This is a genomic window from Erythrobacter rubeus (genome assembly GCF_014705715.1).
Classification (GTDB): Bacteria; Pseudomonadota; Alphaproteobacteria; order Sphingomonadales; family Sphingomonadaceae; genus Erythrobacter; species Erythrobacter rubeus.
This window is the reverse complement of the sequence record NZ_JACXLC010000001.1, coordinates 438,929-462,975: the sequence shown is the minus strand read 5'-3', so window position 1 is coordinate 462,975 and position 24,047 is coordinate 438,929. Positions and strand designations below refer to the sequence as shown.

At 59.2% G+C, this 24,047-nt stretch carries 19 protein-coding genes; 13 read left to right on the top strand and 6 right to left on the bottom strand.

Annotation, left to right across the window (positions count from 1 at the left end; genetic code table 11):
• Window positions 1-168: 168 nt before the first annotated feature.
• A complete protein-coding gene (locus IB285_RS02250; protein ID WP_190786646.1) occupies window positions 169-1,887 on the bottom strand; it encodes a BCCT family transporter in 1,719 nt (572 codons plus the stop codon).
• Between the two features lie 245 nt (window positions 1,888-2,132).
• On the opposite strand from IB285_RS02250, the gene gdhA reads away from it, so the two are divergent.
• The gene (gdhA, locus tag IB285_RS02245; protein ID WP_190786645.1) at window positions 2,133-3,488 is read left to right on the top strand and encodes an NADP-specific glutamate dehydrogenase; all 1,356 of its coding nucleotides are present in this window, start codon (window positions 2,133-2,135) and stop codon (window positions 3,486-3,488) included.
• A gap of 27 nt (window positions 3,489-3,515) precedes the next feature.
• Here the strand turns inward: gdhA and IB285_RS02240 are convergent, their stop codons facing one another.
• From IB285_RS02240 to IB285_RS02230, 3 genes are all read right to left on the bottom strand, one after another.
• The gene (locus tag IB285_RS02240) at window positions 3,516-4,727 is read right to left on the bottom strand and encodes an Nramp family divalent metal transporter (RefSeq protein ID WP_190786644.1); all 1,212 of its coding nucleotides are present in this window, start codon (window positions 4,725-4,727) and stop codon (window positions 3,516-3,518) included.
• Window positions 4,728-4,730: 3 nt separating this feature from the next.
• Window positions 4,731-8,357, bottom strand: coding sequence for a hydantoinase B/oxoprolinase family protein (locus tag IB285_RS02235; RefSeq protein ID WP_190786643.1), 3,627 nt, complete (start codon window positions 8,355-8,357; stop codon window positions 4,731-4,733).
• A gap of 156 nt (window positions 8,358-8,513) precedes the next feature.
• Window positions 8,514-9,185 carry an OmpW/AlkL family protein gene (locus IB285_RS02230; protein WP_190786642.1) on the bottom strand — a complete coding sequence of 224 codons (672 nt, stop codon included), beginning with the start codon at window positions 9,183-9,185 and terminating at the stop codon, window positions 8,514-8,516.
• A 171-nt stretch (window positions 9,186-9,356) separates the two neighbouring features.
• Here IB285_RS02230 and IB285_RS02225 point away from each other — a divergent pair, with 171 nt between their 5' ends.
• The 10 genes from IB285_RS02225 (at window position 9,357) to IB285_RS02180 (ending at window position 19,508) form a co-directional block, all read left to right on the top strand.
• Window positions 9,357-10,145: a helix-turn-helix domain-containing protein gene (locus IB285_RS02225; RefSeq protein ID WP_190786641.1), complete on the top strand. Its 789-nt coding sequence runs from the start codon at window positions 9,357-9,359 to the stop codon at window positions 10,143-10,145.
• Window positions 10,145-11,800 (top strand): cytochrome-c oxidase, cbb3-type subunit I, encoded by a 1,656-nt coding sequence (ccoN, locus tag IB285_RS02220; protein ID WP_190786640.1) that lies wholly within the window; start codon window positions 10,145-10,147, stop codon window positions 11,798-11,800. Before IB285_RS02225 ends, ccoN begins: the two co-directional genes overlap by 1 nt.
• Window positions 11,801-11,811: 11 nt before the next feature.
• Window positions 11,812-12,576 carry a cytochrome-c oxidase, cbb3-type subunit II gene (ccoO, locus tag IB285_RS02215; protein WP_234033040.1) on the top strand — a complete coding sequence of 255 codons (765 nt, stop codon included), beginning with the start codon at window positions 11,812-11,814 and terminating at the stop codon, window positions 12,574-12,576.
• Window positions 12,573-12,737: a cbb3-type cytochrome c oxidase subunit 3 gene (locus IB285_RS02210; protein ID WP_190786639.1), complete on the top strand. Its 165-nt coding sequence runs from the start codon at window positions 12,573-12,575 to the stop codon at window positions 12,735-12,737. The genes ccoO and IB285_RS02210 overlap by 4 nt, the downstream gene beginning before the upstream one ends.
• Entirely contained in the window at window positions 12,727-13,662 is a 936-nt protein-coding gene (gene ccoP / locus IB285_RS02205) for a cytochrome-c oxidase, cbb3-type subunit III (protein WP_190786638.1), read from the top strand. Before IB285_RS02210 ends, ccoP begins: the two co-directional genes overlap by 11 nt.
• A complete protein-coding gene (ccoG, locus tag IB285_RS02200) occupies window positions 13,649-15,223 on the top strand; it encodes a cytochrome c oxidase accessory protein CcoG (protein ID WP_190786637.1) in 1,575 nt (524 codons plus the stop codon). Before ccoP ends, ccoG begins: the two co-directional genes overlap by 14 nt.
• On the top strand, window positions 15,220-15,672 hold the full coding sequence (locus IB285_RS02195; RefSeq protein ID WP_190786636.1) for a FixH family protein: 453 nt from the start codon (window positions 15,220-15,222) through the stop codon (window positions 15,670-15,672). Before ccoG ends, IB285_RS02195 begins: the two co-directional genes overlap by 4 nt.
• Window positions 15,669-17,804, top strand: coding sequence for a heavy metal translocating P-type ATPase (locus IB285_RS02190; protein ID WP_190786635.1), 2,136 nt, complete (start codon window positions 15,669-15,671; stop codon window positions 17,802-17,804). Before IB285_RS02195 ends, IB285_RS02190 begins: the two co-directional genes overlap by 4 nt.
• A complete protein-coding gene (gene ccoS, locus IB285_RS02185; RefSeq protein WP_190786634.1) occupies window positions 17,801-17,956 on the top strand; it encodes a cbb3-type cytochrome oxidase assembly protein CcoS in 156 nt (51 codons plus the stop codon). Before IB285_RS02190 ends, ccoS begins: the two co-directional genes overlap by 4 nt.
• Window positions 17,957-18,197: 241 nt before the next feature.
• Window positions 18,198-19,508, top strand: coding sequence for a radical SAM protein (locus tag IB285_RS02180; RefSeq protein WP_190786633.1), 1,311 nt, complete (start codon window positions 18,198-18,200; stop codon window positions 19,506-19,508).
• Between the two features lie 9 nt (window positions 19,509-19,517).
• On the opposite strand, the gene IB285_RS02175 is transcribed toward IB285_RS02180, so the two are convergent.
• Window positions 19,518-20,699 carry a capsule biosynthesis protein gene (locus IB285_RS02175; RefSeq protein ID WP_190786632.1) on the bottom strand — a complete coding sequence of 394 codons (1,182 nt, stop codon included), beginning with the start codon at window positions 20,697-20,699 and terminating at the stop codon, window positions 19,518-19,520.
• A gap of 306 nt (window positions 20,700-21,005) precedes the next feature.
• Between IB285_RS02175 and IB285_RS02170 the strand changes: the two genes are divergently transcribed.
• Window positions 21,006-22,505 carry an LTA synthase family protein gene (locus IB285_RS02170; RefSeq protein WP_328705836.1) on the top strand — a complete coding sequence of 500 codons (1,500 nt, stop codon included), beginning with the start codon at window positions 21,006-21,008 and terminating at the stop codon, window positions 22,503-22,505.
• On the opposite strand, the gene IB285_RS02165 is transcribed toward IB285_RS02170, so the two are convergent.
• On the bottom strand, window positions 22,502-23,272 hold the full coding sequence (locus IB285_RS02165) for an SDR family NAD(P)-dependent oxidoreductase (RefSeq protein ID WP_190786631.1): 771 nt from the start codon (window positions 23,270-23,272) through the stop codon (window positions 22,502-22,504). The genes IB285_RS02170 and IB285_RS02165 overlap by 4 nt on opposite strands.
• A 107-nt stretch (window positions 23,273-23,379) precedes the next feature.
• Between IB285_RS02165 and IB285_RS02160 the strand changes: the two genes are divergently transcribed.
• Entirely contained in the window at window positions 23,380-24,039 is a 660-nt protein-coding gene (locus IB285_RS02160; RefSeq protein WP_190786630.1) for a sterol desaturase family protein, read from the top strand.
• Window positions 24,040-24,047: the final 8 nt, after the last annotated feature.

Here is a 24,047-nt window from a genome sequence, read left to right as displayed (position 1 = left end):
CAAATGCACCAGCGACATCCAGTCACGCGCGCAGAAAGGCAAAGAAGTGCACGCGTTTGAAAGGGCGATAACAATCGGTTACTCGGCCGGCCACCGGACGCACTGATTATTTCCAGAACTGTTTCACGATGTTGCAACTTGGCAACAGAGGACGGGCACCTGAACACTCTACGGCTGCGGCAGACCATCCCAGTCTTCGCAACCCTCGGCTGTCGTTGGGATGCCGTGCTTCTTGCGGATCAGGTCGAAAACGACAGCCTTGATGATCGACACGGCCATTGCGAGCACCACGAAAGAAAATGGCAAGGCGCCGATAATCATGGTGATCCGGATCGCGTCGATGCCGCCGAGTATCAGCATCGATCCCACCACGAATGCGAGCGCAATGCCCCAGAAGAAGATATGATATCGGCGGCTGCCTTCATCGTCACCCGCGCCGTTGATCGTGTTGACGATCAGGATCGCACTGTCTGCGGACGTGATCAGGTATGTCATCAAAAGCACCACAACCAGCCCCGAAACAACCAATGCCATTTCAGGACTCAGCATAACCGCGAGCGTCGCGTAAAGCTGGTCCGATATGCCTGTGCTCATAATCGCCCCGTCGGCGACACCGCTTAGTTCGAGATCGATTGCCGTCCCGCCGACCATCGCCATCCAGATGAAACACATCAGCGATGGGACCATCGCCACGCCAAAGACGTATTCCCTGATCGTACGCCCCCGGGAAATACGCGCTATGAACATACCGACGAAGGGCGCAAAGGCGATCCACCATGCCCAATAGAAGACAGACCAGTCGAGCTGCCACTGGACAAGGGCGTCGCCAGCCGCGTCGCCCGCCGACGAAAACAGCGTTAGCGAATGCGCGGGAAGAGTGACGAAGTAATCCCAAATGCCGACCCCCAGCAGCTTCAGGCCGTAAAGCCCCGAACCAACAAAGGCGAAAAGCGCCAAGAGGGCGAACGAAAGCGTCATGTTGATGTTGGAAAGCCACTTGATCCCGCGGCCGACACCCGAAAGCGCGCTGATCGTTGACGCGCCCACCAGCAACAGAAGCGCCACCACGATCGCCATCGGCGTTGCCGAACCATCCTGGGCCAGTAGCCAATCACCAAAGCCAATCCTGTGCAGCCCGGCGACGAATTGCTGCACTCCAAGTCCCATCGTCACTGCCACCCCAAGAATCGTTGCAACCACAGCGACGATATCGACCACATGACCGGCGAGCCCGGACATGCCTTTTCCGAACAGCGGCGCAAGGCTTGACCGGATCGTGAGCGGCAAACCTCTCCGGTGAGAAACATAGGATATCGCGAGGCCGACCAGCGCATAAGTGCACCACGCGCCGAAACCCCAATGCAGGAAGGTCCACATGTAAGCAGGGCGGACGGCCTCCGCCGACTGCGCTTCGATCGTGCCTCGGATGATGTCGGGGTTGCTCGCAAAGTGCGCGAGCGGCTCACCCGTTGAATAGGTGAGCATTCCGATGCCAATCCCGGCCCCGAACAGCATCGAGACCCAGGAGAAGAACGAAAACTCGGGTTTCTCGTCAGCCGAGCCAAGGCGAAGCCTGCCGCTGCGGGGAAAGATCGCCAGCGCGAAACACACCGCGATCAAGCTAGCCACAAGATAGACATACCAACCGCTAAAACTGGAAATGATCGTCGAATTGGCGAGCTGAAGCGTATCGCTGGCCCTGACCGGGAAGAAGATCGCCCACATGATGATGAGCGAAACGATGATCTTCGCCGGGATGGAAACCTCGCGGCTGAAACCATCGTAAAACCCGCGATCATGCGTGGGTATGGGCAAATCGACGATCGGTGGTTCGATCGGCAGATTCTGCGACGATGATGATGAAGGCTCAGCAGTCTCGCTGGTCATGGAAGATTTTCTCGGGTCTGTTGACCGTCAGGCCATTGGCATTTTCGGTAAGCGCGGTCGGCGCGCTGTGCGCGTTGGATGACGAAATCCGGCGCTGGAAGATGCGCGGACTCCTAAAGACCTACCTGCCTTTTGCAACCCGAGCTCCGAAATACGCCTCGTTCTCGCTCCAGCGGCCCGTCGTTTCGAGGGGAACGAATGCCGCGACTACCTGTTTTCCAATCAAATTGATTTGGAGAACAAAATTGGCCGTTTCCGACCACGTCGACATCGAAAAATTCATGGAAGGCGTGAAGAAACGCAATCCGGGACAGACCGAATTCATCCAGGCCGTCCAGGAAGTGGCGCAGGACATCTTCGAGTTTATCGACGACAAAGAGGAATATCACGAAGCGCAGATTCTGCGCCGAATTGCCGAGCCCGATCGTGTCGTCTCGTTTCGAGTCTGCTGGGAAGACGACAACCACAACATCCGCGTCCAGCGCGGATGGCGCGTCCAGAACAACAATGCCATCGGTCCTTACAAAGGCGGCATTCGGTTCCATTCGAGCGTGAATGAGAGCGTTCTGAAGTTCCTCGCCTTTGAGCAGACGTTCAAGAATTCGCTCACCGGCCTGCCAATGGGCGGCGGCAAAGGCGGTTCGAACTTCAATCCGAAAGGCAAGAGTGACAGCGAAGTCATGCGGTTTTGCCAAAGCTTCATGACGGAGCTCTATCGCCATATCGGGCCGGATACGGATGTTCCGGCGGGCGATATCGGCGTCGGCGGGCGCGAAATCGGCTATATGTTCGGGCAGTACAAGCGGATCACCAACCGCTGGGAGGGCGTGCTCACCGGCAAGGCGATCGAATATGGCGGATCGCAGATGCGTCCCGAAGCCACCGGCTATGGCGCCGTCTATTTCCTGCGTAACATGCTCAATCACAAGGACGACGGCATCGAAGGGAAAACCGCTGTCATTTCGGGCTCAGGAAACGTCGCGACCCATGCTGCGGAGATGATGACGAAGCTGGGCGGCAAGGTCGTGACGCTGTCCGACTCCGACGGTTTCATTCACGATCCAGACGGGATCGATCAGGACAAAATCGACTGGGTGAAGGATCTGAAGAACAACCGGCGCGGACGGATCAGCGAATACGCCGATGAATTCTCGAACGCGACCTTCTACGAAGGCGAGCGCCCTTGGCATGTCGAATGCGATCTTGCTCTGCCATGCGCAACGCAAAACGAGTTGAACGAGGACGAAGCCAAAGCGCTGGTCGATAATGGCTGTATCGCGGTTTCCGAAGGCGCGAACATGCCCACCACCCTCGACGGCGTGAAGGTCTTCCATGATGCGAAAATCATGTACGGCCCGGGCAAAGCAGCCAATGCCGGCGGGGTTGCGGTTTCGGGCCTGGAAATGAGCCAAAATGCCGAACGCATCAGCTGGAACCAGGACAGGCTGGGCGACATGCTGACCGAATTGATGGAAGGCATCCACGGCAAGTGCGTCGAATATGGCGACCAGGGAGAGGGATATGTCGACTACGTAAAGGGCGCCAATATCGCCGGGTTCAAGAAAGTCGCCGACGCCATGCTCGCCTTCGGGGTGGTCTGATCCGACGCAACCGAGTGTCTCACGGCTTCACGAGAAAGCGGCGACGATCAGCCTCACACCGAGCCCGGTTGCGATGAGAAGCACGCCTGCGCCAAGAACGTTTGCAATTTTGCCGTTCGCATAGCGCCCTAGGACCGCCTTCTGGTTGACGACATAGAGCAGGAACGCGGCGATGATCGGCAGCAAGAGGCCGTTCGCAAATTGCGCCGTCACTATGATCTCGATTGGACGGATGCCGGTTAAGGACAGAGCAGCCCCGATGAGGATGACGCTGAGGCTGATGAGCCGGAACGCCCACGATCTCTGACCACCCGCGAACTGCAATATCTCCGTCATCGCATACCCGGTCGCGAGCGGCGCGGTGATTGCGCTCGTCAACCCGGCAGCAAACAGTCCGACCCCCAGCACGTATTTCGCACCTGAGCCAAACAGCGGCTCGAACTGGCGGGCGAGATCGCCTGCGCTCTCGGCAGACATTCCTGCAGCAAATAAACTCGCCGCCGCGGTCGACGCGATCAGGATGGCGATCAATCCGCCCATACCGATTGCGATGGCGGTGTCGGCGCGAACGGCGGTCAAATCCTCGGGGCCTGACCATTTGTTGCGGACGGCGCTGGAGTGAAGGAAGAGGTTGTACGGCACAACTGTAGTGCCAATCAGCGCGATCACTGTAAGCAGCGCGCCATCGGGTATCGAGGGCACGAGCAGCCCTGTCGCCATGCCCCCGAGGTCCGGTCGGACGATGGCGAATGTCGCAACAAATGAAGCAGCCATGATCGCGACGAGCGCAAGCAGGACTCTTTCAACCAGTTTATAAGTCCCAGCCAACAGCAAAACAGAAGCGAGAAGCGCGATTGTGACGATACTCGCGGCAAACACTGCTTCGGACTCTCCCGCAATCGCCGCAATACCGAGCGCAGCGCCCGACAGATTGCCCGCTTCGTAGGCGGCGTTTCCAAGGTAGAGCGCGAGGCCGACGAGAACGATCAGCGGCCAACGCCAGATCGAGCGCTTGAGCAATTGCGCGAGCGTCTCGCCCAGCCCTCTCTGGGTGACGACGCCCAGCCGGGCAGCCATCTCCTGCAGCACGATCGTCGCGAGAGTAGCAAACAGCAGCGCCCAGAGCAGCGCGTATCCGAAATTGACGCCAGCCAGCGTGCATGCAGTCACGGTGCCCGGCCCGATAAAGGCGGCGGTCACGAGCGCGCCTGGGCCAATGTTACGGATACGCTCGATCACAGATTACTTGAGCTTCGAAACTGGACCATATCCTCCCCCTGTCGGAGACTGGATAACGATCCGGTCGCCAACCTGCACCTCTGCCGAGCCGCATCCGCCGAGATTTTCCACCGACCCGTCTACGCGCTCGACAAGATTGCGGCCAAGGCGCCCGTCCTTTCCGCCTGCGATCCCGACTGGCGGGACCGTGCGGTGGTCCGACAAAATCGAGCAATGCATCGGTTCAAGGAAACGGATGGCGCGCGTAATTCCATCACCCGCATTCCATTGTCCCCGCCCGCCAGAGCAGCGATCGATGCGGAACTCGTCAAGCAAGACAGGGTAGCGCTGCTCAAGGATTTCAGGATCGGTCATGCGCGTATTCGTCATATGCGTATGCACCGCTGCCGCGCCATCGAAGCCCGGACCTGCCGGAGCCCCTGAACAGATCGTCTCGTAATACTGATACCGCTCATTGCCGAACGTGAAGTTGTTCATGGTGCCCTGGCTCGAGCCAAGCTCGCCCAGCGCACCGAACAACGCATCTGTGATCGCCTGACTGGTCTCGACGTTCCCCGCGACCACGGCCGCCGGGAATTTTGGGTTCAGCATCGATCCTTCGGGTACGACGATATCGAGCGGCTTCATACAGCCGGCATTGAGCGGAATATCGTCCGCGACGAGGCACCTGATGACGTAGAGAACCGCCGCCTTGACCACCGCAACAGGGGCATTGAAAGCGCTGTCCTGCTGCTCGCTGGTGCCGGTAAAGTCGATAATTGCCGTGCCGTTTGCCCCGTCCGTATCTATCGCTACCTTGATAGTCGCCCCGCTATCGACAGTGAGAGCGAACTCGCCGCCATCCAGTGTTTTGAGCAAGCGCCTGACCGCCTGCTCGGCATTGTCCTGAATGTGCAGCATGTAAGCATGAACGGTGTCCAGCCCGTAAGTGCCGACGAGTTTCCGAAGCTCGGTCGCTCCAGCTGCGTTGGCCGCGATCTGCGCCATCAGGTCGGCGATGTTCTGTGCGATATTGCGCGCTGGGTACGGGCCGCTCGCAAAGGCAGCCTCGATCCGGTCGGTCTGAAATGTGCCGCTTTCGACCAGTTTGAGATTGTCCAGCAGCACTCCTTCTTCATGGATCGCGCGTCCCTTCGGCGACATCGATCCCGGTGATATGCCGCCGACATCCTCGTGATGTGCCCGGCTGGCGACGAAGAAGAGGATATGCTTGTCATCATTGTCGAAAACCGGCGTCACAACCGTGATGTCGGGAAGATGCGAGCCGCCATTGTGCGGATTATTCTGCACGAAAGAATCGCCCGGTTCGATGTCCTGACCGCTTTCGATGATGGTGCGCACACTGGCATCCATTGATCCCAAATGCACCGGCACGTGCGGCGCGTTGGCGACCAGGTTTCCCGAACGATCGAAAATCGCGCAGGAGAAATCGAGCCGCTCCTTCACGTTCACCGATTGCGAGGTGTTGCGCAGAACGATGCCCATCTGCTCGGCGATCGACATGTAGAGATTGTTGAATATTTCGAGCGTCACCGGATCGACTTGTGATGAAACTTCCATCCGATCATGCGTCAGGTTGCATTGGGACAGGATCAGGTGCCCGAATGCGTCGATCCGCCCTTCCCAACCCGGCTCGATAATGATCGTGCCGGTGGGCTCGATAATCATGGCTGGACCGGCGATCTCGTGACCAAAGCCAAGCGACGCGATGTCAAAGATTGGGGCATTGTGCCAACTGCCCTTCGCGAAAAGCCGCGTACGCCCGGTGGCCTCGGCAGCGTCAGCTCGCTTCTCCTGCTCAGCGTCCACCGGGGGGCTATCACCAACAATGCTGCACTCCACGATCAAGGTGTCGAGCAGCACGGCCTTGTCTGGCGAAACAAACCCATACTGCCGCTCATGCGCTTTTTCGAAAGCAGAACGCATCGCCTCCGGTTCCGCGACCGGCACGTTGATGGTGGTTTCGGTGCCCTTGTACCGAAGTAGTGCCTTGGCCTCGATCAGTGCCTCAGCGGCTGCGAGGCCCTGCGCCTCCAATTCTGCGCGCGCCTCTTCAGCCAATTCGGCAATCAAAGCTTCGATGAGATCAGCCACCCCATTGTCGATATCGCGCCCGACAACCCGCTGCTTTTCGACCTTGGTGCTCGCGAGCCCCATTCCGTAAGCCGACAGCACCCCGGCAAACGGATGCAGCAGGATCGTTCGAATGCCCAGCCGCTCCGCCACCAGGCATGCGTGTTGGCCTCCAGCCCCGCCGAAGCAATTGAGAACGTAATCTTCGACATCGTATCCGCGCGCGATCGATATCTTCTTGATCGCCTGTGCCATGTGCTCGATCGCGATGTCGAGAAAACCTTCGGCGACCTCTTCAATCGTTCTGCCGTCTCCCAAGGCTGCGGCAATTTCGGCAAAGCCTTCACGCGCGGCTTCCACATCGAGGGGTTGGTCCTGCTGAGGACCAAATATTTTCGGGAAATGTTCAGGGCTGAGTTTGCCGAGGCAGAGATTTATGTCGGTCACCGCAAGCGGGCCGCCATTGCGGTAGCAGGCCGGCCCCGGATCGGCGCCTGCAGATTGCGGCCCGACCTGGAAGCGCCCATCTTCGAACCGCAGCACCGATCCGCCGCCCGCTGCGACCGTGTGGATATGCAACATCGGCACGCGCATCCTCACGCCCGCGACTTCAGTTTCGTAGACCTTTTCCAGCTCGCCCGCATAGTGCGACACATCGGTGGACGTCCCGCCCATGTCGAAGCCGATCACCTTGTCGAAACCGGCCTGCCGAGCAGTTTCCACGCAGCCGATAATCCCGCCAGCGGGTCCTGACAGGATGGCATCGCGACCGCGGAAGCTGGCTGCGTCGACCAAGCCGCCGGACGACTGCATGAAGAGCACTTTCCCTGGCTCGCTAATTTCGCCGAACGCCTCAGAGAACCGTTCGACGTACTCTCGCAGGATCGGGGTCAGATAGGCGTCCACGACAGTCGTTTCCGCGCGCGAGACTATCTTGGTCAGCGGGCTGACTTCGTGGCTGCTGGACACTTGTTGAAAGCCGATTTCGCGCGCGAGATCCGACAGCGCTAGCTCGTGCTCGGGATATTTGTAGCCGTGCAAAAGGGCGATCGCGATCGAGCGATATCCATGTTGATAAGCAGCTTCGAACAGGGCGCGCGCCTGCTCCAGATCGAGCGGTCTTTCCATTGCGCCCGAGGCTCTGATCCTCTCATCCACCTCGATCACTTCATCGTAGAGGAGTTCGGGTTTGCGAATATCGAGAGCGAAGGTATCCGGCCGCGCCTGATATCCTATCTCGATAACGTCGCGATGGCCGCGTGTCGTGACAAAGACTGTAGGTTCGCCAGCCCGCTCCAGCAGAGCATTGGTGGCGACGGTGGTGCCCATCTTAACGGCGGCGATCAATTCGCTCGGGATCGGATCGGTTGCTGCCAGATCGAGGAATTGCCGAATGCCGTGCAGCGCTGCATCGTCGTAACTGCCTGAGTTTTCCGAAAGGTATTTCGCGGTCCGCAGGTCTCCATCCGGCGACTGTGCAACGATATCTGTGAACGTGCCCCCGCGGTCGATCCAGAACTGCCATTGTCCGGGCGGTTGTGTTCGGCCTGATGCCATGTCCTTAGGTGTTGCTCCGCGCTCGAAGCCCGCTGGGGGCTCGCCGCGTCATACCCGACCAGTGGATCAAGCCAACGAGAAAATGTGCGCACCCAAATGAAACGGCCCCACGCGCGATACGCCCGCAGGGCCGTGCCATTTGGGATAACGGGCCAGTCAGAACCGGTAGCTGACCCCGGCGCTCAGAAGCCAAGGATCGAGATTGTGTTCGGTTTCGATCACCAGCGTATCACCGGCAAACCAGCGCGCGGTCGTGTCCACAAAATAGCGCTTGGCGTCGAGAGTGAACCCAAAACCCGAATCTCCCACAGGAATATCGACCCCGGCCTGCAGCGCGAAACCGAATTCATCGGAAAGGTCGGTGTCGGTCACGCCAAGCGGTATTGTCGCCGCGCCGGGTTCATCGCTCACCCACAGAAAATAGGCTGGGCCTGCGCCGATATACGGTTTGATACCTCCCGCATCGAAGTGATATTTTGCCGTGATCGTGGCTGGAATAAGCTGCGCATCCGACACCAGCTCAGTGCCGGCTGGAAAGCCCGACACTGTGTCGACATCGTGCTGCGTTATGCCGACAATCGTTTCGAAGGAAACGTTGTTGGTCACAAAGTATTCGATCGAGACCTTCGGGATCACGTTGTCGTTCGCCCTGGTATCGAGATCCGCAGGCAGGCCGACAGCGTCGACGGTGACTTCATCGATTTCACCGTCGGGTAGGACGGCGGTTCCCATCAATTTGATCTGGACGTCTCCGGTGCGATCCTGCGCGGCGGCCGGCGATGCGACCAGCGCAACAGCAGCGCTCGTGATGGCTAGGATAGTCTTCATGGTCTTGTCCCTGACAACAGCAGCGGCCGCACGATGCGACCCAGGATTATTGCTGTTTCTGACGCTGGATTAGCCGACCGGAAATTGTACGCGCATTGATCTCGATCAAAGACGAAGCAGCATTTCGGGAGCAATCAGCAAGCGTGAACAAGCACCGCTGTAAGGCTGATTATGAACCAACTGGCGTCTTTCGATATCTTCATGCGGACAGCATTCGGGGTCGAACCGGCAGCGCGCGCAGGCCTGCAACTAAGAGCAATGGCCGTCGCGACATCGCTGCGCTCCCATGAAGAGGCGCAGCTCGGAACCGCGGAAAGCAAAGTGCTGTATGTCGGATCGGGCGCGACGAAGCTCGCGGCCTGCGCATCGGGCAATCGTGAGCAGATCATCGCTTTTCATTTCGGTGGAGACATTTTCTCAGTCCCTGCTGACGATCTCCATTGTTACAGCGTCTGCTCCTTAGAACCCACGCACCTGCTTGTTTTTCCGGCCCGCGCTTTTTTCGACTGCGCATCGGGTGATCCACGCATCGCGAGAGCGCTGCTCGAGCGGCAGCGGACGGCATTGCACCGCTGCCGCGACAAGGCAGTCGCGCTCGGTCAAAAGAGCGCGCTCGAGCGGCTTGCAGGGTTCCTGCTCGCGATGGCCGAGAGGATCGGTACCGGGGATGGCAGCGAACACATTCTCGACCTCCCGATGTCGCGCCGGGATATCGCTGACTCACTCGGATTGACGAGCGAGACGGTCAGCCGTCAGCTCGGCGCCCTTCGCAAACAAGGCCTGATCGAAACCTGCGGTCGGGCGCGCATCGTCGTTAGCGACCTCAAAACCCTCGCCCATCTTTCCGGGCACTGCCGGAAATCCGAGCGAACGACCACCATCGATAGCGATTTTGATCTCGATCAATGTGAGCAATCGCAAGCCCGACTAACGAAACCTCAGACAGGAGGACATTCGTAATGGAAAGCGTTGTAGGCCGGTCCGGCCTTTGGTTCGTTCTGATCATTCTGGCGCTCGCAGCCTATGTCGGCGCGCAAGATCCCGGCTTTGCGGCGCATGCCCTCATCATCGCCATTGTGGCCTTCGGGCTGATGATAACGACGCTCGCGAAATACGATCCGATGGCCAAGGCGCAGAGCATCTTCCGTATGCCGGAAGGTCCATCGCGCTATTACGACGACGTGATCCGGTGGGGCGTCATCGCCACCGTTTTCTGGGGAATGGCAGGGCTTCTTGCAGGCCTCGTAATTGCCTTGCAGCTCGTATTTCCGGAACTCAATGTCGAACCTTGGCTCAATTTCGGCAGGCTGCGCCCGCTGCATACTTCGGCGGTCATCTTTGCTTTCGGCGGCAACGCGCTGCTCGCGACCAGTTTCTACGTGGTCCAGCGCACCTGCCGTACGACGCTTGCCTTTCCGGGTCTCGCCCGGTTCGTATTCTGGGGATACCAGCTCTTCATCGTGCTAGCCGCGACCGGATACCTTCTCGGCGTCACCCAATCGAAGGAATATGCCGAGCCCGAATGGTATGTCGATCTGTGGCTGACGATTGTCTGGGTCGCCTATTTCGTGGTTTTCGTCGGAACCATCGTGCGCCGCAAGGAACCGCACATTTACGTCGCGAACTGGTTCTATCTCGCATTCATCATCACCATCGCGATGCTCCACATCGTCAACAATCTATCGATGCCGGTAAGCCTGCTGGGATCACGCAGTTACAGCGTCTTCGCGGGCGTCCAGGATGCACTCACGCAGTGGTGGTATGGCCATAACGCGGTCGGATTCTTCCTGACTGCCGGCTTCCTGGCGATGATGTACTACTTCGTGCCGAAACAGGCGAACCGGCCGGTCTACTCGTACCGCCTGTCCATTATCCACTTCTGGTCGCTGATCTTCCTCTATATCTGGGCCGGCCCGCACCATCTCCATTACACGGCGCTGCCCGATTGGGCGCAGACGCTCGGCATGGTTTTCTCGATCATGCTGTGGATGCCCAGCTGGGGCGGAATGATCAACGGCCTGATGACGCTGAACGGCGCGTGGGACAAGGTTCGGACCGACCCCGTCATCCGAATGATGGTGCTGAGCCTCGCCTTCTACGGAATGAGCACATTCGAAGGGCCGATGATGAGCATCAAGGCGGTGAACAGCCTGTCGCATTACACCGACTGGACCATCGGCCATGTGCATTCGGGCGCACTGGGCTGGAACGGCATGATCACCTTCGCCTGCATCTACTTCCTCGTCCCGCGGCTCTGGAAACGCGAGCGGATGTATTCGCTGCGCATGATAAACTGGCACTTCTGGCTCGCGACGCTCGGCATCGTTTTCTACGCGGCGAGCATGTGGGTCGCCGGGATCACGCAGGGCCTGATGTGGCGTGAATACGATGCCAACGGGTACCTGGTGAACAGCTTCATCGACACCGTCACCGCGCTCAAACCGATGTACATGATGCGCGCATTCGGCGGACTGCTTTACCTCGCAGGAGCCGCGGTCCTCACCTTCAACGTCTGGATGACAATCGCCGGAAGGCTCCGCGAAGAAGCGCCTCTTTATCAAGCCGCCTACGATGCCGAGGCAGACCGCCCACTTGCGCCGCAACCCGCTGAATAAGGAACCGATTGATGGCTGATCCAATGGTCAAGGAAACGGTCAAGGGCCACAAGCGTATCGAGCGCAACGTGACACTGATGGCGGTCGCCACGCTGGTCACTGTTGCGATAGGCGGCTTGGTGCAGATTACCCCGCTGTTCTATCTCGACAACACGATCGAGAAAGTCGACGGAATGCGTCCGTACACCCCGCTCGAGCAGGCGGGACGCGATATCTACATTCGCGAAGGGTGCTACACCTGTCACAGCCAGATGATACGACCATTCCGCGACGAGGTTGAGCGGTACGGTGCCTATAGCCTCGCGGCGGAAAGCATGTTCGACCACCCATTCCAGTGGGGATCAAAACGGACCGGCCCCGATCTTGCGCGCGTTGGCGGCCGTTATTCCGACGAATGGCATGTGCAGCATTTGAACGATCCGCAAAGCGTCGTTCCGCAAAGCATCATGCCGAAATACCGTTTCCTATCGGAGACCGAACTGCACGTAGCCGATGCGGGTGCGATGCTCAGCGCGCTGCGTACGGTCGGTGTGCCTTACACCGACGAAGACATTGCGCAGGCCGAGAACGATCTGATCGGTCAGGCCGATCCCGACACCGACCTCGTCGATTTCGAAGCCCGCTATCCCAAGGCTCAGGTTCGCGATTACGACGGCGACCCTTCGCGCGTGACGGAGATGGATGCGCTCGTTGCCTACCTGCAGATGCTGGGGACACTTATCGATGTGAACAGCGCAGCCGCTCAGCAGGAACTTGCCGAGGAGACAGGCCGGTGACCGATTACGAGACCCTGCGTCAGTTTGCCGATAGCTACGGACTTTTGGCGATGGCCATCATTTTCGTGAGCCTTTGCCTCTGGCCTTTCCGCCCGGGCGCCCGCGACAAGAACCACTATGCAGCGCAATCCATCCTTGAGGACAATGATGATGGCGAATGAAACCGGACCCGGAAAACGGATCGACGAGCCAACCGGCACGGAAACGGTAGGCCATGAATGGGACGGCATCGAGGAGCTGAACACCCCGCTGCCGCGCTGGTGGCTTTGGACCTTCTACGCGACAGTGGCCTGGGCGATTGCCTACACCGTCTTTTACCCCGCGTGGCCGATGATCGACCGTGCGACATCCGGAGTACTCGGTTGGTCGAGCCGGGGCGAGCTGGCCGAGGATATGAGTGCAGCAGACCTCGCACGCCAAGACGTGTTCGAGCGGATTGCAGCGACGGATATCGAGAAAATCGCATCGTCTCCGGAATTGCAGCAGCAGGCGATTGCGGGCGGAGCGGCCGCATTCCAGGTGAACTGCGTTCAGTGCCACGGCGCCGGTGCGGCGGGGATCGCAGGCGGCTATCCCAATCTGAATGACGATGACTGGCTGTGGGGCGGCGACCTTGAAGCGATCGAGAACACGTTGCTTCACGGCATCCGGTGGGAGGGATCTGACCAGACCCGGCTCAGTTACATGCCCGGCTTCGAAGGCATATTCGACGAGGCGCAGCTCGACGCGCTCGTTCAACACGTACTGTCGCTAAGCGGCAGAGCGCAGCCAAACGCATCCGGCGCAGAGACATACGCGGTAAACTGCGCTGCCTGCCATCAGCCTTCGGGTGAAGGAGATCAAATCCAGGGCGCGCCTGCGCTTAACGATGCGATCTGGCTTTACGGCAGCGAAGCTGCGCAGATCCGCCAGCAGATCCTTTATCCGAAACACGGCGTCATGCCCGGCTGGAAGGACCGCCTCGATCCGGCGACGATCAGAATGCTTGCAACCTATGTCCATTCGCGCGGCGGCGGGGAAGCATCGCCGCAACCGGAAGAAGCGCAAGAAGAGGAAGCGACGGTCGCCTTCAATGGCCAACCCTGACGAACCCGGCAAAGAGCATCCCAAGCCCGATGCCAAACCGCCCCGCGACTGGGGCGGCGCGCTGGATGTAGCCGAGGCGGAGCCGATTGCTGCGACGCAGCGCCATGCCCCCAAGCAGCCCGCGCCGGCGAGCGTGCCCGAAAAGCTCTACGAAAAAAGCCCGACCGTGCATAACAAGCGGATCGACGGGCCTTTCCGAAGATTCAAATGGGCGGTCATGATCGTGACGCTCGCGATCTATTACGGAACCCCCTGGATACGCTGGGACCGGGGGCCCTACGCTCCCGACCAGGCGGTGTTGATCGATCTTGCTAACCGCCGGTTTTACATGTTCGGCATCGAAATCTGGCCGCATGAATTCTATTATGTTGCAGGCCTGCTCATCATGGCGGGCATCGGCCTGTTTATCGTGACGAGCGCCGTCGGCCGGGCATGGTGCGGCTATGCCTGTCCGCAAACCGTATGGACCGACCTGTTCCAGCATATCGACCGATTTTTCGATGGTGATCGCAATGCTCGGGTGCGGCTCGACAGCGCACCTTGGGGCGCATCAAAGATTGCGCGGCGCAGCGGTAAATGGACAGTCTACCTGCTCATCAGCTTCTGGACCGGCGGCGCTTGGATCATGTATTTTGCCGACGCGCCGACGCTCACCTACGAATTCTGGCGGGGCGATGCCGCGCCGATCGCCTATGCAACCGTCGCGGTCCTGACCGCGACCACCTTCGTGCTCGGCGGGTTCATGCGCGAGCAAGTCTGTATTTACATGTGCCCGTGGCCGCGCATCCAAGCTGCGATGATGGACGAAAAGTCGCTGCTGGTGACGTACAAGGATTTCCGCGGCGAACCGCGCGGCAGCCTCAAGAAATCCCAGAAAAACCCCGGTGATTACGGCGACTGTGTAGACTGCCTGCAATGTGTCCAGGTTTGTCCGACGGGTATCGACATTCGCGAAGGTCCGCAGATTGGATGTATCACCTGCGCGCTCTGCATCGATGCGTGCGACCGCGTGATGAAGGATGTCGGAAGGCCGCGCGGCCTTATCGATTATGCAACACTCGAAGATTGCGAAGCGGAAGCGGTCGGCAAACCAGCTCGCCCGGCCTGGCGCGCATTGCTGCGTCCACGCACTCTCGCCTACCTCATGATCTGGAGCGGCATCGGAGGCGCCATGCTGTTTGCGTTAGGCACCCGCACGCACACCGAAATCTCTGTGCAGCCCGATCGCAATCCGGCTTTCATACTGCTCAAGGACGGATCGGTTCGCAACGCCTACACACTCAGGCTGCGCAATATGGAGAGCCGCCCGCGTACAATGGAGATAGCGCTCGACGGTCTGCCGGGTGCGGTTTTGTGGACCGATACGATCGGGCAGGAAAACGCAGCTCGCTCGCAAGCAGTCGATGTGCCAGCTGACGCGACCCAGACCGTGCGCGCTTACGTCGTCGCGAGCCCGGATACCGCCGAACAGAACTTCTCCATCCGCGTCACGTCGCTCGATGAACAGCGGGAGACGGACGCCGAGCAAACCCTCTTCACCAGCCCCGGAGCAGCACAATGAAACGTGAATTCACAGGCCGCGACATGACGAAGGTGATGGTCGGCGGGTTCGGCATCGTCGTTGCAGTCAATCTTCTGATGGCAACACATGCGGTCAGCGGCTTTGGCGGGGTGATCGTAGAAAACACCTATGTTGCCAGCCAGAAATTCAACGAGTGGCTGGGCGAGGCGGAACGCAGCAAAGCGCTCGGCTGGACTGCCGAAATCGGTCGTGGTCACAGCGGGCATCTGGAAGTCAAGACCAACGGTGTGCCGAATGGCGCGATCGTGTCAGCGGAACTCAGGCGGCCTGTTGGAGAGCGTGAAACAACAGCACTCGAATTCGCCCGCGCGCCGGGAGAGACCGGAACATACCGCTCGGTCAACCCGGTCGCACCGGGGCGTTGGATCGTCCGCTTGCACATCGAAAGCGGCGGGCTCAGGTGGGCGGAAGAGCGCAAACTCAGATGAACGCGCCAACGGAAATCATCGCCGATGACAAATCCAGGCTAATCGACACCCGTCTGACCGCGCCGGGCATTCGCTGCGCAGGCTGCATCGGCAAGATCGAACGCGATTTGTCGGAACTTGATGGTGTCGAGTCCGTCAGGGTCAACTTTTCCGCGAAGCGCGTGGCGGTACTGCACGACCCCGCGATTGGCGAAGAGCATTTGGCTGCCGCGCTACGCGAGCTCGGTTTCGAGTCCCAGCCGGTCGCCGACAATCCGCTGGGCACCGATGATGCGGAAAGCAAAAAACTGCTGCGAGCGCTCGCCGTAGCCGGCTTTGGCATGATGAACGTAATGCTGCTTTCGGTCAGCATCTGGTCCGGCGCCGAAGGAGCGACACGCGAGCTGTTCCATTGGCTTTCGGCGGTCATCGCACTTCCCGTAATCGCATACTCCGGAAGGCCGTTCTTCGCTTCCGCGTTGATGGCCCTTCGGTATCGCCGCACCAACATGGATGTTCCGATATCGATCGGCGTGCTGCTCGCGACAGGCCTGAGCCTTTACGAAACGGCGACCGGCGGAGGACACGCCTATTTCGAGAGCGCGGTCATGCTGTTGTTTTTCCTGCTGAGCGGCCGTGCGCTCGATGCCTCGATGCGCACGCGAACCCGTGCAGGTATCGGCGCGTTGCTGGGGAGCATGGGAAAATCGGCAACCGTCATTGCACCCGATGGATCGACCGCACGGTTGCCTGCCGACGAGCTTGAACCGGGCATGCTGGTAATGGTCGCCGCTGGAGAAGCCCTCGCAGCCGATGGAGAGGTCGACGAAGGCAGCAGTGCGATCGACAATTCGATGCTGACAGGGGAAAGCGCGCCAGAGAATGTGAGCAAAGGCAGCCTGGTCCATGCCGGGGCAATCAACCTCGGCGCGCCATTGCGGATACGGCTTACCAGAACGACGTCCGACACTGCGATTGCGGAGATCGCGCGTCTCATGGACGAAGCGGGGCAGTCGCGCAGCCGGTATGTCCGCATCGCCGATCGTGCATCGCGGCTCTATGCGCCTGCCGTGCACACGCTCTCGCTGTTGGCCTTTATCGGCTGGATGATCGCAGGCACGGGGTGGCACCAATCGCTGGTTATCGCGATTGCCGTCCTCATCATCACCTGCCCTTGCGCCATGGGGCTTGCCGTTCCGGCTGCGCAGGTGGTCGCCTCCGGAGCTTTGCTGAAGCGCGGCCTGCTCGTAAAGGATGGCAGCGCGCTTGAACGGCTTGCCGAATGCGATACGGCCCTGCTCGACAAAACAGGCACGCTGACGCTGGGTGAGCCGCGGCCAGACATTTATGCATTGGGAAGCGATGACAGGGCGATAGCGCTGGCCCTCGCCCAAACAAGTCGCCACCCTCTCAGCCGCGGCCTGACGAGCGCATTGCGCGAGTGCGATACAAAGCCGGAAAGACTTGAGTGCGTACGAGAGATCGAGGGCTGCGGCGTCACGGGAAATTGGGACGGACGGGAGGTCGCGCTGGAGCGCACATCACGCTCCGGCACCGAGATCTCGGTCAGCCTACGCGTAGACGGAAGGTCCCAGCTGATCGTATTCGAAGATCCGATGAGGCCCGACGCTAGCAAGACTGTAGCAGCCTTGAAGACATTGGGGATCAAACCGAGCATCCTGTCGGGTGATCGTAGCGGTGCAGTCCAGGCCGTCGCCAATGAGCTGCAACTCGACGCGCAAGCAGGCGCAACGCCGCAGGATAAATTGCGCGCTCTGGAACTCTTGAAACGGAGCGGTCGGAAACCGCTAATGATCGGGGACGGGCTGAACGATGGCCCCGCCCTCGCCGCGGCGCATGCCTCGATCGCTCCGGGAAACGCCAGCGATGTCAGCCAGCAGGCAGCCGATGCGGTCTTTATAGGTCGAAATCTGATGCCGGTCGCGCTCGCCGTGCAGGTCGCGCGACGGACGATGAAGATCGTGCGGCAAAATCTCGGCTTCTCCGTGCTCTATAATGTTTGCGCTGTCCCGCTAGCGCTGTTCGGCTTTGTTACGCCTTTGATCGCGGCCATCGCGATGTCGATCAGCTCGCTGGTCGTGGTGGCCAATTCGCTGCGCCTCGCCCGCTCGGCCAAGGAACCGAGCGCGTGACCGGGCTCACGTTCCTGATTCCCATCGCGCTTGGAATGGGCGCCCTAGGACTCGCGGTGTTCTTTTGGGCGATGAAGCACGGACAATTCGAGGATCTGGACGGAGCCGCTCAGCGCATCCTGATCGATGAAGATGAAGGGGACGATGTATGAATTGCTCGGCGCTTTTGGGAAGTTTCGCGCTGATCTCCCTGACGATCGGTCCGCCATCCGCGAAAGAAGAGCTTTTGATGGCCGAACTGTGCGGCGGCGGGACGATCGCGATCCCAATCGGCAACGGCACTCCCGAAAAAGAGCCTCCCTGTTCTGCTGGAGCCTGCCACGCTGTCAATTGCCGTAAATCGTTTGATCCAGATCAACGACGCAAAGGCAATCCGCCTCCATCAGGCTGAGTATGTGGACCTATCATTCAGATCTGCTCGAAAAAGCAGTGCCGCGCTACACCAGCTATCCGACCGCTGCCGATTTCGGACCCATTGATCCGGTGGAGCTTGGAGCGGCGATCGAGCGTGCTGAAGGAGACGTCTCCCTCTATCTGCATGTCCCGTTTTGCGAGAAGATTTGCTATTATTGCGGCTGTAATACCGGAGCCTCCGGCAGGCGTCAGCGAGTGGAGTCCTACCTCGATGCGCTGCATGCCGAACTGGCAACCGTATCCACCCTGCTACCCGACTCAGCGCGTGTCCGGCGCATCGCCTTCGGGGGCGGTAGCCCCAATGCGATAAGGCCGGATGAGTTTCTCGGTCTTGTCGAGGCGATAAACCGGCAATTCGGCACTGTGACTCCCGCCTGGTCTATCGAACTCGATCCGCGCTCGATGACCCGCGAATGGGGAGCGGCCATCGGCAGCGCCGGCATTACTCGGGCCAGCATGGGCGTCCAGACATTCGCTGCGCATTGCCAGAAAGCGATCGGACGCGAACAATCGGACGCGCTCATCTGCCGCAGCATCGACTGGCTCCGATCCGCAGGCGTCACGTCACTCAATTTCGACCTGATGTATGGCCTTCCCGGTCAGACCGAGCGGGATCTGGAAGACAGTCTCGAATATACGCGCCTTCTCGCGGCCGACCGGATCGCCTTGTTCGGCTATGCCCACGTGCCGCAACTCGTACCGCGGCAACGGATGATCGACGAAGCCGTTCTCCCAGGCAATCGCGAGAGGTTCCAGATGGCGAGGCTAGGGCATGAGTTTCTCACCAGCCATGGCTATGACGCAGTCGGGTTCGACCACTTTGCCTTACCGCATGATCCTCTAGCTGCCGCAGCAGGAAGCGGCACATTACGGCGGAATTTCCAGGGGTTCACCGATGACAGCGCCGATGCCGTGATCGGGCTCGGCGCCAGCGCTATCAGCGCATTTCCAGAGTTGCTGGCGCAGAACGAAAAGAACAGCGGACGCTATCGGATGATTGCAAGCCAGCGCAGATTGTCGGCTTCCCACGGCGTCACACGCTCACGGCGAGACCGATTGAATGGCGCGGCGATCGAGAAATTGCTGTGCCAAGGCTCGGCTGAAATCACTTTGTGCCAAATGCCTCAGGTGAGGGAGCGACTGACGCCCTTCCTCGATCGCGAATTGGCCGTGCTCGACGATATGACGCTATCCATCACCCCGGGCGGACTGCCCTACGCGCGCAGCATCGCCGCGCTATTCGATACGTTTCGGCAAGAGAGGAAGAGGACATTCAGTTCCGCAATCTGACCGCCGATCTTATTCGACCAGAAGTCGCTTGCCCTCGAAGCGCGCCACCGCGTGCCGCACCACTTTGTCGAGCGCTTCATCCGAAAAGAAACCTCCGGGAATCAGGCACTTTTCGACGAGCACCCGGCGATATGCATTGAATGTGGCCAGATCTGGAGGAGTGGCCTCATCCCAGAACCGGTCGATACCGCCCTGGAACGTGACATCGGCAATATCGTACACGGCTTGGCCCAAAGCGATGACCGGGACACCCATAGCCAGAGCAAGTGTCCCGCTGGTGCTATTGATGACCACCATCCCTTCGGCCTGCTCAGCGACCGGCACGATATCGCCCCAGCTCATGTAATCGACGCGATCAGCGACACCCAGCATGGTCGCCATCGACCGTGTTTCCTCACGCCAATCGCACACACCGTTGTCGAGAGGATGCTCCTTCACCAGCAGGCGAGTATTGTCAGGCGCATTCTCGGCAAATGACCTGATGACCATCATCAGCGCATCGGTCATACTGGCGAAGGGAGAATGAAGCCGAATTTGCGCGTCGGAGGCTAGCTGCAAAGGGAACAAATAGTACGGTGCTTCAGACGCGAGCAGATTTTCGACAAGCTTTTCCGAACGTTTGCGACGTTCTTTCCCGCGGACCAGTTTGCGTGCCCAGCCAATCCCTTCGATCAAGGGATGCCAGGGTCGGTGGTTGGCCCAGTGCGGATAATACCAACGGCTTAAAACATCCGCGACGTTATAGAGCAGTCCTTCGAGCGCACGCCTTTTGAACGAGGACGGCACCTGCTTGTGCTCCGGAACGGGCGGGAGTTCCGCCGCCACCCTGCGATACCAGTCGGGATCGCGCGGCAGTGTCGAATGCCCGTTTACGCCGCCGAGCTCAAGGGTTACCCAATCGGGCCGGATATATCCCTCTTCAAAGACATGAACCGGTATATGCAGCTCGCGGCATACAGCTGTGGCCGCCATATGATGTGCGCGGCAATCACCGAACAGAACGACGTCAGTTATGCCCTTTTCTGCGATGATCGAGCGTAAGGTGTCAGGCCATTCTTCCAGCGAATCGCGGTAGTCGATGCCCCCAGGAAGCCGCCAAAACATCCGGTCGCCGCCATTGAAATTGACTTTGTACACCGTGTGGCCGGAGCTGATCAGTTCCTGCCCCAAGCGCCGGAAAAGTCGGCCCATGAGGCCCTGCAGCAACAGCACCGTACGGGGAGATTTCGTATCACCGCGTTTTTCGTGATCGTCGCCGTATAGGGAGATGGGATCCCGGGCGACTCGTCCGCCGCTTCCGAGGCTGTTTTCAAAATCGCGCAAACTTTGAGAAATCACTACACCTAACCCTTTAATGCGCTCATACGCACCTTTGCTGCAAAAGCGAAGAGGATCAATTGCGATATGACCGCAAAAAGGTCTAAGCGCGGCAAAAGGTTACTGCAACGCACAGGATCGTCGATCGCGCACGCCACACCTCATTGATATGACTACACAGTGATCAATCCGTTCCCCGTACTCGCGGCCGTCTGCCTCATCGCGCTTGCGATCAATGCATACGCTCGCCCGGTGCCGCTGCGCCAATTGCCCGTTAGCAGCGCACATTGGCTTATCGTTCTCATGTCATCCGCAACGTACGGTGCGTTGCTGGCGCTAAGCGGTAACGCCCTGCTGGCGGCGGTGCTGGTCGTCGCGCTGCATCTCTTGCTGGTGGTTGCGTCGAGCGCGAAACGCCGGGTACTCGGTGAACCACTCCTTTTCTCGGATCTGGCGCTGGTCGGCGCGGTTTTTCGCCATCCTCAGTTCTATTTTTCGGCGCTTGAAACTTGGCACAAGGCGACCGGAATTGCCGCACTAGCGGTCATCTTCGCCGCGCTTGCGATTCTTTTCGAAGAGAATTTGCCGTTACGGGTCGGGGGACTGGTGATCGCTGGGGTTTCCCTATTGCTAATTTTCGTCGTCTTGAAAACGCGACCATTTCGTAGTCTGGGTAGATCGCCCAATATCGAACTGGACGTCGCGAAACTCGGCCTATTGCCAACTCTACTGATCTATTGGATCCGTTGGATTGCTGACAGCAAGCAAGGGCGGGTCGCAACGAACTCTGATAGTAATAGTGCGCAGCCGAGAGCTCAGGAAACGCAGCCGGAGCTTCTGGTGGTAGTACAGTGCGAATCCTTCGCCGATCCTGTCGAGCTTTTCGGCAACCATGCGCTTCAGCTGCCTCATCTCGAACAGGCTAGAAGCGCGGCGCTGCAATGGGGCAATCTCGAGGTGAGCGGCTTTGGCGCCTACACCATGCGAACCGAATATGGCGTCCTTTTCGGTCAGGATGAGGAGGAGCTGGGCTTTCGGCGATACGACCCCTATCTCACCGCAATCAACGACTCCGACTTTGCATTGCCTCGCCGATTGGGAGAAGAGCGTTGGCAAAGCCATTTCGTGCATCCTCACGACATGCGCTTCTACAACCGACATCAGATTTTGCCCCGGGCCGGCTTCACAGAGCTGGTGGGGAGTCATGCATTTGCCCCGCCATCACCCTCGGAAGGCAGATACGTGACCGATGGGGCGGTGGCAGACAAGATTCTCGAACTCGCCGGCAACGCCTCTTCACCGACCTTTCTCTACGCCGTCACGATAGAGAACCACGGCCCTTGGGCGGAATCCGGATTGGAGGAGGCAGGTTCTCTTCTCGACGATTACAATCGTCTTGTCCGTGCAGGAGACGCGATGCTTGGTCAGTTGATCGAAGGCCTTTCGGAGCAGAGGAAGCCCGCGCTACTTGTCTTCTTTGGAGATCACAGGCCAAGCATTCCAGGCTTTAGCGAGCCGGGAGGCGACCGACACACTCCGTATGTGATATTGAAGCTGGACGAGCACGGGCAAGTTATTACCGCCGCAAATGAGCGCCGCGACATCAGCCCGGCAGAGCTGCATCATGCGATACTGGGTTTCGCAACTTCGCCAGAGAGCTTTGCAAAAGCAAACTCTTAAGACTCAAGGCTCCTGAGAAGCCTGTCCCGCAAGCCGCTCGGGAGCATCGGGTCGAGCGCTTTGAGCAAAACGAACGGCCAAGGCGTTACATAGTGCCTCTTGCCTTTCTCGGCAGCGTTCGCGATGCGCCGGGCCGCCTCATCTACACTCAATTCCATCGGGCGTTTGTCTGAATTCGCGCGCGCGGCCGCCGTATCGAGAAAACCGGGCGCGGCTAATGTTACAATGACACCATGGGGCTCGACGGCGACACGCAAGGCGTCCGAGAATTTTGCCAGACCCGCTTTGGAACCCGAATATGCGGCCGCAAACGGAAGCGAATGGTGCCCGGCAGCAGATCCGATCAACACAATTCGGCCTCCTCCTCGCTCAGCCATACGCCGCGCCAGTGCTGCGGCCATGGAAGCGGGCGCGGTAAAATTGACTTGCGCGGTCCTGTGCACAGTCGATGGATCCTCGACGAGCTCGCCAGATCCGCGGGTATCGCCGATCCCAGCAGCCAAGTAAGCAAGGTCGAAGGTCGCTCTGCGATCTTGTTCAATTACGGCTTCGACGGCCCCTTCGATATCCATAAGATCATGGCTGAAGCTACGTGCGTCGGCACCGCGTTCATCGACCTTCGAGGTGATTGAGCGAAGCTTGCTCAAGTCTCGTCCCCATAGCGTCAAAGAGGTACCAGGCCGAGCGTGATGCAGCGCAAGAGCGCTACCCAATTCTCCGGAAGCACCTGTAAGGAGAATATTCGTGAAATCGCGCCGAATCGTCATACCGTGACCATTGCGCCACATAGCTGTGCATGTGAGTGGCCAATACTATACACTTTAACGCTTGATCCTTGACATTTAGCGACCTTTTCTGTCGTAACGGATGCACTATGAAAGTGCCTACGGCCGAAGAAAAACGACTGATTATTTTCGACAACCCCCTGCTCGAAAAGATGACCGTCACGTCTATTGGCTGGTTTGCCCTCATTTGGGCTACCTTGCTGCCATTGCTCGTGCTCGCGGGATGGGGAACTGCTTCGCCACTGGCCGCAGCAGGGCTGACGGCTGTCGGTGTGCTGAGTTGGAGCCTGTTCGAATATATCGCGCATCGGCACATCTTCCATTGGGATCCCGATTGGCTGCCTGCCAAACGAATGATGTTTGCCATCCATGGTAACCATCATGTCCAGCCGGCTGATCATCTGCGTAATCTCATGCCTCCGGTTGTCAGTGTGCCCGTTGGATTGCTGATCTGGGGCCTCTCCTACATGGTCGCGGGGGGAGCAGGAACGTGGTTTTGCCTTGGCTTCATGTCGGGTTACGTCGCTTATGACGTGACGCATTATGCGTGCCACCAGTGGCCGATGCGAGGCCCGATTGCGAAGATCGTCAAGCAGCATCACATGCGCCATCACTTCGTTGCCAATAATGCGAATTTCGGAGTCGCCTCGATTTTCTGGGACAAGGTTTTTGGCACCCAGATCGACAGCGTCGCTGGCCGCTCGCACGTAGCCGAAAACGCCGATCATCTAGCGGAACCTGCCGAGTAACGTGCGCA

Coding starts and splice junctions, on each gene's coding strand:
- ccoG (WP_190786637.1), top strand. CDS start 13,649: ATGGCCAACCCTGACGAACCCGGCAAAGAGCATCCCAAGCCCGATGCC.
- ccoO (WP_234033040.1), top strand. CDS start 11,812: ATGGCTGATCCAATGGTCAAGGAAACGGTCAAGGGCCACAAGCGTATC.
- ccoN (WP_190786640.1), top strand. CDS start 10,145: ATGGAAAGCGTTGTAGGCCGGTCCGGCCTTTGGTTCGTTCTGATCATT.
- IB285_RS02175 (WP_190786632.1), bottom strand. CDS start 20,699: ATGGGCCGACTTTTCCGGCGCTTGGGGCAGGAACTGATCAGCTCCGGC.
- IB285_RS02160 (WP_190786630.1), top strand. CDS start 23,380: ATGAAAGTGCCTACGGCCGAAGAAAAACGACTGATTATTTTCGACAAC.
- ccoP (WP_190786638.1), top strand. CDS start 12,727: ATGGCGAATGAAACCGGACCCGGAAAACGGATCGACGAGCCAACCGGC.
- IB285_RS02180 (WP_190786633.1), top strand. CDS start 18,198: ATGTGGACCTATCATTCAGATCTGCTCGAAAAAGCAGTGCCGCGCTAC.
- IB285_RS02230 (WP_190786642.1), bottom strand. CDS start 9,185: ATGAAGACTATCCTAGCCATCACGAGCGCTGCTGTTGCGCTGGTCGCA.
- IB285_RS02235 (WP_190786643.1), bottom strand. CDS start 8,357: ATGGCATCAGGCCGAACACAACCGCCCGGACAATGGCAGTTCTGGATC.
- IB285_RS02195 (WP_190786636.1), top strand. CDS start 15,220: ATGAAACGTGAATTCACAGGCCGCGACATGACGAAGGTGATGGTCGGC.
- IB285_RS02190 (WP_190786635.1), top strand. CDS start 15,669: ATGAACGCGCCAACGGAAATCATCGCCGATGACAAATCCAGGCTAATC.
- IB285_RS02165 (WP_190786631.1), bottom strand. CDS start 23,272: ATGACGATTCGGCGCGATTTCACGAATATTCTCCTTACAGGTGCTTCC.
- IB285_RS02225 (WP_190786641.1), top strand. CDS start 9,357: ATGAACCAACTGGCGTCTTTCGATATCTTCATGCGGACAGCATTCGGG.
- IB285_RS02250 (WP_190786646.1), bottom strand. CDS start 1,887: ATGACCAGCGAGACTGCTGAGCCTTCATCATCATCGTCGCAGAATCTG.